This is a genomic window from Sphingobium sp. YBL2 (genome assembly GCF_000943805.1).
In the GTDB taxonomy this organism is placed as follows: Bacteria; Pseudomonadota; Alphaproteobacteria; order Sphingomonadales; family Sphingomonadaceae; genus Sphingobium; species Sphingobium fuliginis.
The window spans coordinates 681,716-693,772 of record NZ_CP010954.1 but is presented as its reverse complement, the minus strand read 5'-3'; the positions used below and the strand labels follow the sequence as shown (position 1 = coordinate 693,772).

Sequence of the window (12,057 nt, the reverse complement as noted above, 5' to 3'; positions counted from 1 at the left end):
GTTTTTACGGGAACCCCCGTTCATCGTCTCCGGACAAGACGGAAAGTGGCATCCCGTCAAGCATAGCCCTTGCACCTTCACCCCGATGGCGCATATTGCGTGCTGGGGTGAAATATGCGGTCGCATAAAGGCGGGGCGCCCGGGGGGGCGTCGAATATCACGGCAAGAGATGGTCATGCGCCGCTGTCCTATACCGTCGACGCGGCACAGGGACCGGTGCGGTTGCGCTATTTCGCGCCGCCCGAACAACTCAACGCCTATTTCGGTTCGCTTTATATCTTTACCGAAACGGCCGAACATTATTCGGATGTGACACGCGCTGACGTACCGCAACTTCGCTTCATGCTGGACAATAGCGGCAATTATCATTTCCACGACGGAACGATATTGCCGACGCCCGAAGTCTGCCTTTTGGGTCCGACCATGGGCGCGACCCGCTTCGAACTGACGGGGCCGGGCCGGGTGGTCGGCATTTCGCTGCTGCCGGCAGGATGGATCGCCCTGCATGGGGGGGATGCCAGCACGCTTACGGATCGCGTGCAGGAAATGGCGCATCTTGGCGGCTACCGCGATTTGCTCGACCAGCTCCGCGCCACCGACGATGCGGAGGGGATGGCGGCGCTTTGCTGGTCCTTCCTGTCGGAAAGGCTGGTCCCGCTGCCGGAAGCGACATGGCGGCTGCTGGAGGCGGTGGACGGCTGGCTGATGGGGGAAGGCTCCCCGCGGATCGAGACGCTGGCCGACATCACCGGCCTCTCGCCGCGCCAGCTCGCCCGGCTCACCAACAAATATTATGGCTGCCCGCCCAAGCTGCTGGCGCGCAAATATCGGGCGCTTCGATGCAGCGCGCGAATCGCGCTGGATCATGAAAGCTGGCAGGCGCTGTGCGACGACGGGCGTTTCTACGACCAGTCGCATTTCATTCGGGAGATCAAGCATTTCATCGGCCTGACCCCGCATCAGTTGCAGACCGAACCCAGCGCCGTGGCGCAACTCACCCTGCTGCGCCGCTCGCTGGGCGGGGACGTGGCCGTAATCAACCGTTTCAGCTAAGCCTTCGTTCCAAGCAAAAATGCCTTGATTCGGCGCGCGGGCGGGACCATATGCGCAATCGGATTGATTCGATCCGATTTGAGAATGGTTCGCAAGACGCAGGGTCATGAGGCTTTCGAGTTTCGCAGATTATGCCGTGGTGCTGATGTCCGCCGCCGCCCGCCATTGCGGAGCGGGCGCTGGGCTTGACCCTGCGACCAGCAAATATGTGAAGATGAACGCGACCACGCTCTCCGCCGAAACCGGCATTCCCCTGCCCACCGCGCAGAAGCTGGTGAGCCGCCTCTCGGCCGCCGGACTGCTCGAATCGAGCCGGGGGACCGGCGGCGGCGTGCGCCTCAGCCGCCCGCCCGCCGCGATCACCCTGGCCGATGTGGTGGAGGCGGTGGAAGGCCCCATCGCCATGACCGCCTGCACCGAAATGGGCGCGCATGACTGCTCGCTGGAGCAGGACTGCCGCGTCCGTCCGCACATGAATGTGGCGAACAATGCGATCCGGTCGGCGCTCGCCGCCGTCACCATCGCCAGCCTCGCCAGAGAAGTCACCCCGCCTCCGTTCGTTTCGGGCGAAGTCGAGAAACGAGTTGCAGAGCAGACGCTATGACCGAAGAAGCCACCACCGTTCGCAACCTCGAAGCGCAGGAGGCCGCCGATCGCGCCTCCACCTACGAACATGGCTGGTCCTCCGCCATCGAGCAGGACTTCGCGCCCAAAGGGCTGAACGAGGACACGGTCCGCTTCATCTCCGCCAAGAAGCAGGAGCCCGAATGGCTGCTGGAATGGCGGCTGAAGGCGTTCGCCATGTGGCGGCAGATGGAAGCGCCGGACTGGGCCAAGCTCAACATTCCGCCGATCGACTATCAGGACGCCTATTATTACGCCGAGCCCAGGAAGAAGGCGGAGCTGGAGTCGCTGGACGAACTCGATCCGGAGATTCGCGCCACCTATGAGAAGCTGGGCATCCCCATTGCCGAACAGGAAGTGCTCGCCGGGGTGAAGGGCAGCCGCAAGGTCGCCGTCGACGCGGTGTTCGACAGCGTCTCGGTCGCCACCACCTTCCGCAAGGAGTTGGAGGAAGCGGGCGTCATCTTCCGCTCGATCAGCGAGGCGGTGCGCGAATATCCGGACCTTGTGAAGAAGTGGCTGGGCAAGGTCGTGCCGATGCACGACAATTATTTCGCGACGCTCAACTGCGCGGTCTTCTCCGACGGCACCTTCGTCTACATCCCCAAGGGCGTGCGCTGCCCGATGGAGCTTTCCACCTATTTCCGCATCAATGCGGAGAATACGGGCCAGTTCGAGCGAACGCTGATCGTCGCGGATGAGGGGAGCTATGTCTCCTATCTCGAAGGCTGCACCGCGCCGATGCGCGACGAGAATCAGCTTCATGCGGCGGTCGTGGAACTGGTCGCGCTGGACGATGCGGAGATCAAATATTCAACCGTCCAGAACTGGTACCCCGGCGACGAGAATGGCAGGGGCGGCATCTATAATTTCGTGACCAAGCGGGCGCTCTGCCAGGGCCGCAACTCGAAGGTGAGCTGGACCCAGGTGGAAACCGGCTCCGCCATCACCTGGAAATATCCAAGCTGCGTGCTGAATGGCGAGAACAGCGTAGGCGAATTCTACTCGGTGGCGCTGACCAACAATCTGCAGCAGGCCGATACCGGCACCAAGATGATCCACAATGGCAAGGGGTCGCGTTCGACCATCGTGTCCAAGGGGATCAGCGCCGGGCGGTCCAACAACACCTATCGCGGGCTGGTGCGCGTCGCGCCGGGCGCGGAGGGCGTGCGCAACTTCACCCAGTGCGACAGCCTGCTGCTGGGCGACCAGTGCGGCGCGCATACCGTGCCCTATATCGAGGTGCGCAACCCCTCGGCGCAGATCGAGCATGAGGCGACCACCAGCAAGATCAGCGACGACCAGTTGTTCTACGCGATGCAGCGCGGGCTGGATCAGGAAGCGGCCGTCAGCCTGATCGTCAACGGCTTCGCGCGCGAAGTGCTGCAACAACTCCCGATGGAGTTCGCCGTCGAGGCGCAGAAGCTGCTGGGCATTTCGCTGGAGGGGTCGGTCGGTTGAGGAGCCTGAACCCTCTCGACCAGGCCACGCGCCTAAACTCCCCTCCCCTTCAGGGGAGGGGCCGGGGGTGGGGGCTCTCCGCTGGTCGCCTCGCTCAATTGGCAGGCTTCGCCCACAAAATGCGCCGCGAACCGACCGAACCGGAAAGGCGCCTCTGGGCAAAACTCTCCCGCTCGCAGCTCGGCGGCTATAAATTCCGCCGCCAGCCCGTGATCGGTCCCTTCATCGTCGACTTCCTCTGCCCGCAAAAAGCGCTGATCGTCGAAGTCGATGGCGATACGCATAGAGCGGGGTCGGATAAGGCGCGCGATACGACGCTGAACGCATTGGGCTACCGCATCATCCGTATCGCCAACCATGACGTGATGCAGAATATCGAAGGGGTTTGTGCCGCGATCTTCGGCGCGCTTGAACAGGCGCCGGATCGTTGGGCCAGCCCCCACCCCAACCCCTCCCCTGAAGGGGAGGGGCTTTTAGAGGACCAAGACTCTTGAGCGACGAAGACGATATTCAGGACGCCCTCGCGGATTTCGCGGAGGATGTCGGAAACGGCCAGGCTTGGACCGCTGCGATCCGCATCCTGACCGAAGATTATGAGCTGGAAGAGGGCGAGCTTCAGGCACGCGCGGCCAAGGATTTCGGCGACCTCGACGCCTATCAGGCCGAATGCCGCGCCGCACTGGACAAGGGCGACGCCGCCTTTACCGAGCGCCTCAGGACCGACAAGGCCTTCCACAAGGCCAAGGCCCCCAATCTCGCCCGCATGGGTCCGGTGACGGAGTTCGTGACCGGCGTGCTGGAAAAGGGCGCGCCCGAACCCGGCGCCGACTGGTGGCCCTATATGCCCATCAAGCGGCATATCGACACGCTGTTCCCCGCGCCGGGCGATGTGCGGGACATGGCCTTCTGGACAGCGCGGACGCTCCAGCGCGCGCATAAGGGATAAAAGATGCTGACGATCGACAATCTCACCAACGAAATCGACGGCAAGGCGATCCTGAAAGGCCTGTCGCTCTCCATCAAGGCGGGCGAGATCCACGCGATCATGGGACCGAACGGCGCGGGCAAGTCGACGCTGGCCTATACGCTGGGCGGTCGCCCCCATTATGAGGTCACCGGCGGCACCGCGACCTTCGAGGGCGCGGACCTGTTCGAGATGGAACCGCATGAGCGCGCCGCCGCTGGCCTGTTCCTCGGTTTCCAATATCCGGTCGAGATTCCGGGCGTCTCCAACCTGCAATTCCTGCGCGAGAGCCTCAATTCGCAGCGCAAGGCGCGGGGCGAGGAACCGCTGTCGGGCGGCGAGTTCATCAAGCTCGCCAAGGAAAAGGCGGCTCTGCTGGGCCTCGATATGGAGATGCTGAAGCGCCCGGTGAATGTCGGCTTTTCGGGCGGCGAGAAGAAGCGCGCCGAAATGGTGCAGATGGGCATTCTCGACCCCAGGCTGGCGATACTGGACGAGACCGACTCCGGCCTCGACATCGACGCGCTCAAGATCGTGGGCGCGGGCATCAACGCCATCATGCGCAGGCCCGACAAGGCGGTGCTGCTCATCACCCATTATCAGCGCCTGCTCGACTATGTGAAGCCGGACTTCGTGCATGTGCTGGCGGCGGGACGGATCGTGAAATCGGGCGGTCCCGAACTGGCGCTGGAACTGGAGCGCGAAGGCTATGCCGAGGTGGTTGCGGCATGATGCTTCCCGGTTCCGTGCGCCCTGAGCCTGTCGACCCGGAGGGCGGCAATAGCCAACGGCCTTGTTTTTCCTCGAAGAAAGGACTGGGCTTCGACATTCGAGCGAGACAAGTGGCTCGCTCGGACAGCCCGAACGGGTTTATCGAATGAACGCGCTCACCCTTCCCACGCGCAAGGCCGAGGAATGGCGCTACAGCGACCTCGACGCGCTGGCCGCCATCTGGCCGACCCCCGCGCCGACGCGGATCGATGTCGCCGCCGGGGAAAGCGCGCGCCACCATCTGTTGCAGGACGCAGCCGACGGCGCGGCCGCAGTGCATGATTATGTCATCGACATCGCGGACGGCGCGCGCTGCGATTTCCATGTCCTCAATATCGGTGGGAAACTGGGCCGCGTGACCTTCGCCGTCACGCTGGGCAAGGGCAGCCATTTCGAACTGAACGGCGCGATCATCGGCGGCGGCGACCAGGTGCTGGAGATCGTCACCGCCGTCACCCATGCGCAGCCGGACTCGACCAGCGGCCAGACGATCCGCTCCATCCTGGGCCAGCGCGCCACCGGCAGCTATCTGGGCAGCATCAACGTCGCTCGCGACGCGCAGCGCACCGACGCCTTCCAGTCGGTCAAGGCCATGCTGCTGGACCGCACCGCCACGGCCAATGCCAAGCCGGAGCTGGAAATCTACGCCGACGATGTGAAATGCGCCCATGGCGCGACCGTGGGCGAACTGGACAGGCAGGCGCTGTTCTACATGGCCAGCCGCGGCATGGACCCGGCGACGGCCAAGACGCTGCTGCTGAAGGCCTTTGTCGCGGGCGTGTTCGACGATGTGGCGGATGAAGCGGTCAAGGACAGCCTTGAGGCCGCCGCGCTCGCCAAGCTGGAGGCACTGGTATGAGCGACCTCGCCCAGGCGCTGCGGCTGCGCGACGACTTCCCCGGTCTTTTGAACAGTGCGGGGGGCAAATGGCATTATCTCGACAGCGCCGCCACCGCGCAGAAGCCCCATGCGGTGATCGACGCGATCGCCCGCGCCTATGGGCCGGACTACGCCACCGTCCATCGCGGCGTCTATGAGCGTTCAGCCAATATGACGCTCGCCTATGAAGCGGCGCGGCGGAAGGTCGCCAGCTTCATCGGCGCGCAGTCGGACAGCGAGATCGTCTATGTCCGCGGCGCGACCGAGGGCATCAACCTCGTCGCGCAAAGCTGGGCGGGGACGCAGCTCAAAGCCGGCGACCGCATCCTGCTCTCGATGCTGGAACATCACAGCAATATCGTCCCCTGGCAGATCGTGGCCGAGAAAGTCGGCGCGCAGATCGACGTGGTGCCGTTGACGGCCGACGGCAGGATCGACCTCGACGCCATGGCCGCGATGATCACCCCGGCGCACAGGATGGTTGCGCTGGCCCATGTGTCGAACGTGCTGGGCAGCGTACTCGACGTCCGCCGCGCCGCCGACATCGCGCACAGCGTCGGCGCGAAAATCCTGATCGACGGCTGTCAGGCCGTGCCGCGCCTCGCCGTCGACGTGCAGGCGCTGGACTGCGACTTCTACGTCTTTTCCGCGCACAAGCTCTACGGCCCGACCGGCATCGGCGCGCTCTGGGGCCGCAAGGAACTGCTGGACGCCATGCCTCCCTATCAGGGGGGCGGGTCGATGATCGACAAGGTGACGTTCGAAAAAACCACCTATGCCCCTGCGCCGACGCGGTTCGAAGCGGGCACGCCGCATATCACGGGCGTCGTCGGCCTGTCGGCGGCGATCGACTATGTGCAGGCCATCGGGCTCGACGCGATCCACGCCCATGAATGCGCTTTGGTCGGCAAAGCGCGGGCCGCGCTGGAAAGCCTCAACAGCGTCCGCGTCTTCGGGCCGCAGGACAGCGCGGGAATCCTCTCTTTCGAGGTCGAGGGGGTTCATCCGCACGATGTCGGCACCATATTGGACGAAACGGGCGTGGCCATCAGGGCGGGGCATCATTGCGCGCAGCCGTTGATGCGCCATCTGGGCGTCGAGGCGACCGCGCGGGCCAGCTTCGGCATCTATAGCGACGAGGGCGACGTGGACGCGCTGGTCAAAGGGATTGAACGAGTGAGGAAGATCTTCGGATGACCGAGGAACGCAAGATTTTGGTGGAAGAGGTCGCGGCGGTGGAGACCCCGCCAAAGGCGCGCGTGGAAGAACCGCGCCAGCGCGACTATCTGGACGGTTTCCTGAGCGCCAAGCCGACGGAAACGCCGAAGGGTGAGCCGGGCGGCAGCCTCTACGACGCGATCATCGACGCGCTCAAGGAAATCTACGACCCGGAAATTCCGGTCAATATCTACGATCTGGGCCTCGTCTACGGCGTCGACGTGACGGAGGACGGCCATGCCGTCGTCACCATGACGCTGACCACGCCGCACTGCCCGGTGGCCGAATCCATGCCCGGCGAAGTCGAGCTGCGCGTCGGCGCGGTGCCCGGCGTCGGCGACGCGCAGGTGAACCTCGTCTGGGACCCGCCATGGGACCCGCAGAAAATGTCCGATGAGGCGAAGCTCGAACTGGGGATGTTGTAACACTCTCCCCTCCCGCAGGCGGGAGGAGGGAAGAAGGAACGGAAATGACCGAAACGACGACCAAGACTCGAGCCCGCCCCGCCGCCGTCATCCTGACGCCGAGCGCGGAGCAGCGCATCGCCGACCTGATGAGCCAGGCTCCCGAAGGCACGATCGGCGTCAAGCTCTCGACCCCGCGCCGTGGCTGTTCGGGCCTTGCCTATTCGGTCGACTATGTGAGCGAGGAAGCGAAGTTCGACGAGAAGATCGAGACCCCCGGCGGCGCCTTCTACATCGACGGCGCGTCGGTGCTCTATCTGGTCGGGTCGACGATGGACTGGGTGGAGGACGACTTCACCGCCGGTTTCGTCTTCAACAACCCCAATGCCAAGGGCAGTTGCGGCTGCGGCGAGAGCTTCACGGTCTGAGGGAATAGTGTTTCATGCCCCATATGCTCATTCTGGGGCAAGGCTACACCGCTTCCCGCCTGGCTGTCCGCCTTCGCGAAGAAGGCTGGCACGTCACCGGCGTCCGCCGCACCGCCGATGCCGAAGCGCTCGCCTTCGATGATGAAGACGCCGTCCGCGCCGCCATCGCGCAGGCCAGCCATATCCTCTCGTCCGTTCCGCCGGAGGGAGATGCCGACCCCGTCCTCAGCCGCTATGGCGCGGCCATCGCCGCCGCGCCCGCGATCTGGACAGGCTATCTCTCCTCCACCGGAGTCTATGGCGATGCGGCGGGCGCATGGGTCGATGAAGCCACCCCTCTCCGTCAGGGTCGCCGCGCCGCACGGGCGCAGGCCGACGCCGACTGGAGTGCGCTTCGCCCCGATGTGCGGCGTTTCCGCCTGCCCGGTATCTACGGCCCCGGCCGCTCGGTGCTGGATCGCGTGCGGGAAGGGCGGGCGCATCGCATCGATCTGCCCGATCAGGTGTTCAGCCGGGCCCATGTCGACGATATCGGCGCGGGCATCGTCGCGTCGATTCATCAGGGACCGCCAGGCATCTACAATCTTTCGGACGACTTGCCCTGCGCGCAGAACCGTCTGATCGAAGCGGCCTGCGCCCTGCTTGGCCAACCGCTGCCGCCGCTATTGACGCTGGAGGAAGCCCAGCTCACCCCCATGGCCCGGTCCTTCTACGCCGAAAACCGCCGGGTCGCGAACGGTCGGGCCAAGCGGTTGCTGGGCTGGTCGCCCCGCTATCCAACCTATCGCCAAGGGTTGCGCGCCTGCCTGTGACTCGCTCCGCCGCAAAGCCCGGTCATCGCTAACGCCTTCTTAACCATCCCTGCCCGATGGCTGTCCTTCAGCTTTCGGGGACTAAAGAGATGGACCGCTTCGATCACGCCTTCACCGCCCTTGGCCAGCGCATCAACAGCCTGTCCCTGCCCGAACGCGCCGCATCCGCGCCTGTCCCGCTCGCCAGCCTGATCGACCGGGTGAACGCGGCCAAGCGGCTCTATCGGCCCGGCGTCCGCCGTTAAGCCTGCTTGGTCCGCAGCGCCACGACCATCCCGATTATCGCCAGCAGCGCACCCGCACCCGCCAGCGCCGTCCAACGATAGCCCTCCACCAGCGTGGAGATCAGCATCGCGATCACCGGGATCAGCACGCTGCTATAGGCCGCGCGCCCCGCGCCCATGCTCTGGATCAGCCGGAAATAAAGCGGAAAGGTCACGACCGATCCGGCCAGCCCCAGCCAGGCGATTCCCGCCAGATAGCTCCATCGCGCCTCGATCACCGGCGGCCCGGTCGTAATCCAGGCGAACAGCGCATCCACCCCCGCACCGATCAGCATCGCCCAGGCCAGCACCGCCACCATCGGCAGCCGCCGGGCGATCTCCATCCCCTGCATGACATTGGCGGCGGACGCGCTCAGCAGCCCCGCAACGGAGAAAGCGGCTCCCAGAATCACCATGTCCGGCCGCACGCTCGCCGCGCGATATTCATGCGCCAGCATCAGCGCGATCCCCGCCACCGCCACCATCGATCCGGCGATGAAAGCCCGGCTCACCGGCTGGCGGAAGAAGAGGAAGGCAAGGACGCTGTTGGGGATCAGCAGCATCGCATAGACCACCGCCACCACGCCGGACGTCAGATAATGCTCCGCGCGATAGACGAAGTTGAAGTTCATCACGAACTGCGCCACGCCCAGCAGGCCCGCAAAGACCAGCCCCCTGCCGCCGATGCTGAGCGGCACGCCGCGCAGCCGGGCGAAGATCGCCATCGCCACCCCGGCCAGCAGGAAGCGGTAGCAGACCGACCAGCTTGGCGGCACGCTGCCCAACTGGTCGCGGATGACGATCCAGGTCGAACTCCAGATCAGCGTGACGAGGATGAAGGGCAGGACGACGCCCTTGCCTTGCCTCATCCCTTCAACGCCCTCAGCGCATCGGCCAGAGGCTGCACGCTGGCGGCATCCTGCGACCAGTTGGTGACGAGCCGCGCCGCATCCGCGCCCCAATCGTAGAAATCGAAGCCCTGCGCCCGCAACTGCGCCCTTTCCGCTTCGGTGAGCCGCACGAACAGCTCATTGGCCTCGACCGGATGCATCAGCCGACCCGCCGCGCCCTCCGCCAGCGCCTGGGCCGCCGCATTGGCCGCCCGCGCATTGCGCAGCCAGAGGTCGCCCTCGACCATCGCCAGCGCCTGCGCCGCGAGATAGCGCCCCTTGGAGAAGAGATGCCCCGCCCGCTTGCGCCAACGCGCCGCTTCGGCCGCCCGCGCCTCCGCCCGGTCCCCGAAAAAGACCAGAGCCTCCCCGATCATCCCGCCATTTTTGACGCAGCCGAAAGAGAGTATGTCGACGCCCGCCCGCCAGGTCACATCGCCCGGATGGCAGCCCAGATGCGCCACCGCATTGGCGAAGCGCGCCCCGTCCATGTGGAAACCCAGCCCATGTTCCCGCGCCAGATCGCCCAGCGCCGCCACCTCATCGGGGCTGTAGACCACCCCATATTCGGTCGCCTGGGTGATGCTGATCGCCCGCGCCGGCACCTGATGCACATCGGGGCGGATCGCCCTCAGCCGAGCGGTCACGGCATCGGGCGACAGTTTCGCGCCCGCGCCGGGCAGCGCCATCAGGCTCGCCCCATGGGTGTAGAAGCCGGGCGCGCCGCATTCGTCGACGACGATATGCGCCTCCTCATGGCACAGCACCCCGCCATAGGGCGGGCAGAGGCAGGCCAGCGCGATGCTGTTCGCCGCCGTGCCCGTCGCGATCCACAGCGCCACCGCCTGCGTCCCGAACAGGTCGGAAAAGGCGCCGTTCAGCCGGGCGCTCCAGCCATCGCCGTCATAGCCATGGTCGGCATGGTCAGCGGCCGCGATGGCCGCCATCACCTCCGGACAGACCGGCGTCGCATTGTCGGAAAAAAAGTGCATGGCGCAGCGATAGCCCCGCCGCGCTCCAGCGCCAAGATGCCACCCCCATCGGATCGGCTATGGGCGGCTACATGGGTCAGCAATATTGACCGTTTGTTTCGCGCCGCCATCTGTGACATAGGCGGCGCGTCCAACCCAAAGGAGTTTTCGTCATGGACGTCCAGCAGACATCGCGCTTCACCGTCACCCGCAGCAGCAAGGCTGTGTCGGCTGACCAGCGCGCGGTATTGCTGGCGGACCCCGGCTTCGGGAAGCTCTTCACCGACCATATGGTGACGATTCGCTATACGGAAGGGCAGGGCTGGCACAGCCACGCCATCGGCCCCCGCGAACCCTTCCAGCTCGATCCGGCCTGTGCCGTGCTGCACTATGCGCAGGAAATTTTCGAAGGGATGAAGGCCTATCGTCTGGAGGACGGCAGCATCGCCATGTTCCGGCCGGAGGAAAATGCGCGCCGCTTCGCTGAGTCGGCCGAGCGCATGGCCATGCCCGCTTTGCCGGAAGACCTTTTCCTGGAGGCGGTCGAGGAACTGGTGAAGATCGACGCCGACTGGATTCCGGGCGGGGAGGGCAGCCTGTACCTGCGCCCCTTCATGTTCGCGAGCGAGACCTTCCTGGGCGTGCGCCCGGCGAACGAATATATTTTCTGCGTCATCGCCTCGCCCGCCGGCGCCTATTTCAAGGGCGGGAAGAAGGCGGTCACGCTCTGGGTGTCGGAACATTTCACCCGCGCGGCGCGCGGCGGCACCGGCGCTGCGAAATGCGGCGGCAATTACGCCGCCTCGCTGGTGGCGCAGAAGGAAGCGATCCAGCATGGCTGCGACCAGGTCGTCTTCCTCGACGCCGCCGAGAACAAGTGGGTCGAGGAACTGGGCGGCATGAACGTCTTCTTCGTGATGGACGACGGGTCCATCGTCACCCCGCCGCTGTCCGGCACGATCCTGCCGGGCATCACCCGCAACAGCATCCTCTCGCTCGCCCGCGCCAAGGGGCATGAAGTGCGCGAGGAACCCTACAGCTTCGCCCAGTGGCGCGCCGACGCCGCCAGCGGCAAGCTGCGGGAGGCCTTCGCCTGCGGCACGGCGGCGGTCGTGACGGCCATCGGCACGGTCAAGAGCGTCGATGGCGACTTCACCATCGGCAATGGCGACGGCGGCATCGTGACCGAAGCGCTGCGCGCCGACCTCACCGGCATCCAGCGCGGCACGGTGGCCGATCCGGCGAACTGGGTGCGGAAGCTGTAACGGATCAACATACCCCTCCTCCGTTCCGGCTGAGCCTGTCGAAGCCCTTCACAT

At 65.3% G+C, this 12,057-nt stretch carries 15 protein-coding genes; 13 read left to right on the top strand and 2 right to left on the bottom strand.

Features of this window, described 5'->3' with window-relative positions:
• The first annotated feature begins 222 nt into the window (after window positions 1-222).
• The 12 genes from TZ53_RS03375 (at window position 223) to TZ53_RS27085 (ending at window position 8,859) form a co-directional block, all read left to right on the top strand.
• Window positions 223-1,053 (top strand): helix-turn-helix domain-containing protein, encoded by an 831-nt coding sequence (locus tag TZ53_RS03375; RefSeq protein WP_044662826.1) that lies wholly within the window; start codon window positions 223-225, stop codon window positions 1,051-1,053.
• Window positions 1,054-1,159: 106 nt separating this feature from the next.
• Entirely contained in the window at window positions 1,160-1,657 is a 498-nt protein-coding gene (locus TZ53_RS03370) for an RrF2 family transcriptional regulator (protein ID WP_044660413.1), read from the top strand.
• Entirely contained in the window at window positions 1,654-3,138 is a 1,485-nt protein-coding gene (gene sufB / locus TZ53_RS03365; RefSeq protein WP_044660412.1) for a Fe-S cluster assembly protein SufB, read from the top strand. Before TZ53_RS03370 ends, sufB begins: the two co-directional genes overlap by 4 nt.
• Before the next feature lie 119 nt (window positions 3,139-3,257).
• A complete protein-coding gene (locus TZ53_RS03360; RefSeq protein ID WP_044660411.1) occupies window positions 3,258-3,632 on the top strand; it encodes an endonuclease domain-containing protein in 375 nt (124 codons plus the stop codon).
• On the top strand, window positions 3,629-4,084 hold the full coding sequence (locus TZ53_RS03355) for a hypothetical protein (RefSeq protein WP_025549781.1): 456 nt from the start codon (window positions 3,629-3,631) through the stop codon (window positions 4,082-4,084). The genes TZ53_RS03360 and TZ53_RS03355 overlap by 4 nt, the downstream gene beginning before the upstream one ends.
• A gap of 3 nt (window positions 4,085-4,087) precedes the next feature.
• Window positions 4,088-4,834 carry a Fe-S cluster assembly ATPase SufC gene (gene sufC / locus TZ53_RS03350; protein ID WP_044660410.1) on the top strand — a complete coding sequence of 249 codons (747 nt, stop codon included), beginning with the start codon at window positions 4,088-4,090 and terminating at the stop codon, window positions 4,832-4,834.
• A 145-nt stretch (window positions 4,835-4,979) separates the two neighbouring features.
• The gene (locus TZ53_RS03345) at window positions 4,980-5,732 is read left to right on the top strand and encodes a SufD family Fe-S cluster assembly protein (RefSeq protein WP_044660409.1); all 753 of its coding nucleotides are present in this window, start codon (window positions 4,980-4,982) and stop codon (window positions 5,730-5,732) included.
• The gene (locus TZ53_RS03340; protein ID WP_044660408.1) at window positions 5,729-6,949 is read left to right on the top strand and encodes a cysteine desulfurase; all 1,221 of its coding nucleotides are present in this window, start codon (window positions 5,729-5,731) and stop codon (window positions 6,947-6,949) included. Before TZ53_RS03345 ends, TZ53_RS03340 begins: the two co-directional genes overlap by 4 nt.
• Entirely contained in the window at window positions 6,946-7,395 is a 450-nt protein-coding gene (locus tag TZ53_RS03335; RefSeq protein WP_044660407.1) for an SUF system Fe-S cluster assembly protein, read from the top strand. Before TZ53_RS03340 ends, TZ53_RS03335 begins: the two co-directional genes overlap by 4 nt.
• A 44-nt stretch (window positions 7,396-7,439) precedes the next feature.
• Window positions 7,440-7,802, top strand: coding sequence for a HesB/IscA family protein (locus TZ53_RS03330; RefSeq protein WP_044660406.1), 363 nt, complete (start codon window positions 7,440-7,442; stop codon window positions 7,800-7,802).
• A gap of 14 nt (window positions 7,803-7,816) precedes the next feature.
• Window positions 7,817-8,614 (top strand): epimerase, encoded by a 798-nt coding sequence (locus TZ53_RS03325; RefSeq protein ID WP_044660405.1) that lies wholly within the window; start codon window positions 7,817-7,819, stop codon window positions 8,612-8,614.
• Between the two features lie 89 nt (window positions 8,615-8,703).
• Window positions 8,704-8,859: a hypothetical protein gene (locus tag TZ53_RS27085; protein ID WP_165363314.1), complete on the top strand. Its 156-nt coding sequence runs from the start codon at window positions 8,704-8,706 to the stop codon at window positions 8,857-8,859.
• Here the strand turns inward: TZ53_RS27085 and TZ53_RS03320 are convergent.
• Window positions 8,856-9,746 (bottom strand): DMT family transporter, encoded by an 891-nt coding sequence (locus TZ53_RS03320; protein WP_044660404.1) that lies wholly within the window; start codon window positions 9,744-9,746, stop codon window positions 8,856-8,858. The genes TZ53_RS27085 and TZ53_RS03320 overlap by 4 nt on opposite strands.
• Window positions 9,743-10,759 carry a threonine aldolase family protein gene (locus TZ53_RS03315; RefSeq protein ID WP_044660403.1) on the bottom strand — a complete coding sequence of 339 codons (1,017 nt, stop codon included), beginning with the start codon at window positions 10,757-10,759 and terminating at the stop codon, window positions 9,743-9,745. The genes TZ53_RS03320 and TZ53_RS03315 overlap by 4 nt, the downstream gene beginning before the upstream one ends.
• Window positions 10,760-10,911: 152 nt before the next feature.
• Between TZ53_RS03315 and TZ53_RS03310 the strand changes: the two genes are divergently transcribed.
• Window positions 10,912-12,003 (top strand): branched-chain amino acid aminotransferase, encoded by a 1,092-nt coding sequence (locus tag TZ53_RS03310; protein ID WP_025549772.1) that lies wholly within the window; start codon window positions 10,912-10,914, stop codon window positions 12,001-12,003.
• The last annotated feature ends 54 nt before the right edge of the window (window positions 12,004-12,057 follow it).

What these genes read in the sequence shown, in the direction of transcription:
- TZ53_RS03325 (WP_044660405.1), top strand. Translation starts at nt 7,817, where the DNA reads ATGCCCCATATGCTCATTCTGGGGCAAGGCTACACCGCTTCCCGCCTG.
- sufB (WP_044660412.1), top strand. Translation starts at nt 1,654, where the DNA reads ATGACCGAAGAAGCCACCACCGTTCGCAACCTCGAAGCGCAGGAGGCC.
- TZ53_RS03340 (WP_044660408.1), top strand. Translation starts at nt 5,729, where the DNA reads ATGAGCGACCTCGCCCAGGCGCTGCGGCTGCGCGACGACTTCCCCGGT.
- TZ53_RS03310 (WP_025549772.1), top strand. Translation starts at nt 10,912, where the DNA reads ATGGACGTCCAGCAGACATCGCGCTTCACCGTCACCCGCAGCAGCAAG.
- TZ53_RS03335 (WP_044660407.1), top strand. Translation starts at nt 6,946, where the DNA reads ATGACCGAGGAACGCAAGATTTTGGTGGAAGAGGTCGCGGCGGTGGAG.
- TZ53_RS27085 (WP_165363314.1), top strand. Translation starts at nt 8,704, where the DNA reads ATGGACCGCTTCGATCACGCCTTCACCGCCCTTGGCCAGCGCATCAAC.
- sufC (WP_044660410.1), top strand. Translation starts at nt 4,088, where the DNA reads ATGCTGACGATCGACAATCTCACCAACGAAATCGACGGCAAGGCGATC.
- TZ53_RS03345 (WP_044660409.1), top strand. Translation starts at nt 4,980, where the DNA reads ATGAACGCGCTCACCCTTCCCACGCGCAAGGCCGAGGAATGGCGCTAC.
- TZ53_RS03315 (WP_044660403.1), bottom strand. Translation starts at nt 10,759, where the DNA reads ATGCACTTTTTTTCCGACAATGCGACGCCGGTCTGTCCGGAGGTGATG.
- TZ53_RS03330 (WP_044660406.1), top strand. Translation starts at nt 7,440, where the DNA reads ATGACCGAAACGACGACCAAGACTCGAGCCCGCCCCGCCGCCGTCATC.
- TZ53_RS03320 (WP_044660404.1), bottom strand. Translation starts at nt 9,746, where the DNA reads ATGAGGCAAGGCAAGGGCGTCGTCCTGCCCTTCATCCTCGTCACGCTG.
- TZ53_RS03370 (WP_044660413.1), top strand. Translation starts at nt 1,160, where the DNA reads ATGAGGCTTTCGAGTTTCGCAGATTATGCCGTGGTGCTGATGTCCGCC.
- TZ53_RS03360 (WP_044660411.1), top strand. Translation starts at nt 3,258, where the DNA reads ATGCGCCGCGAACCGACCGAACCGGAAAGGCGCCTCTGGGCAAAACTC.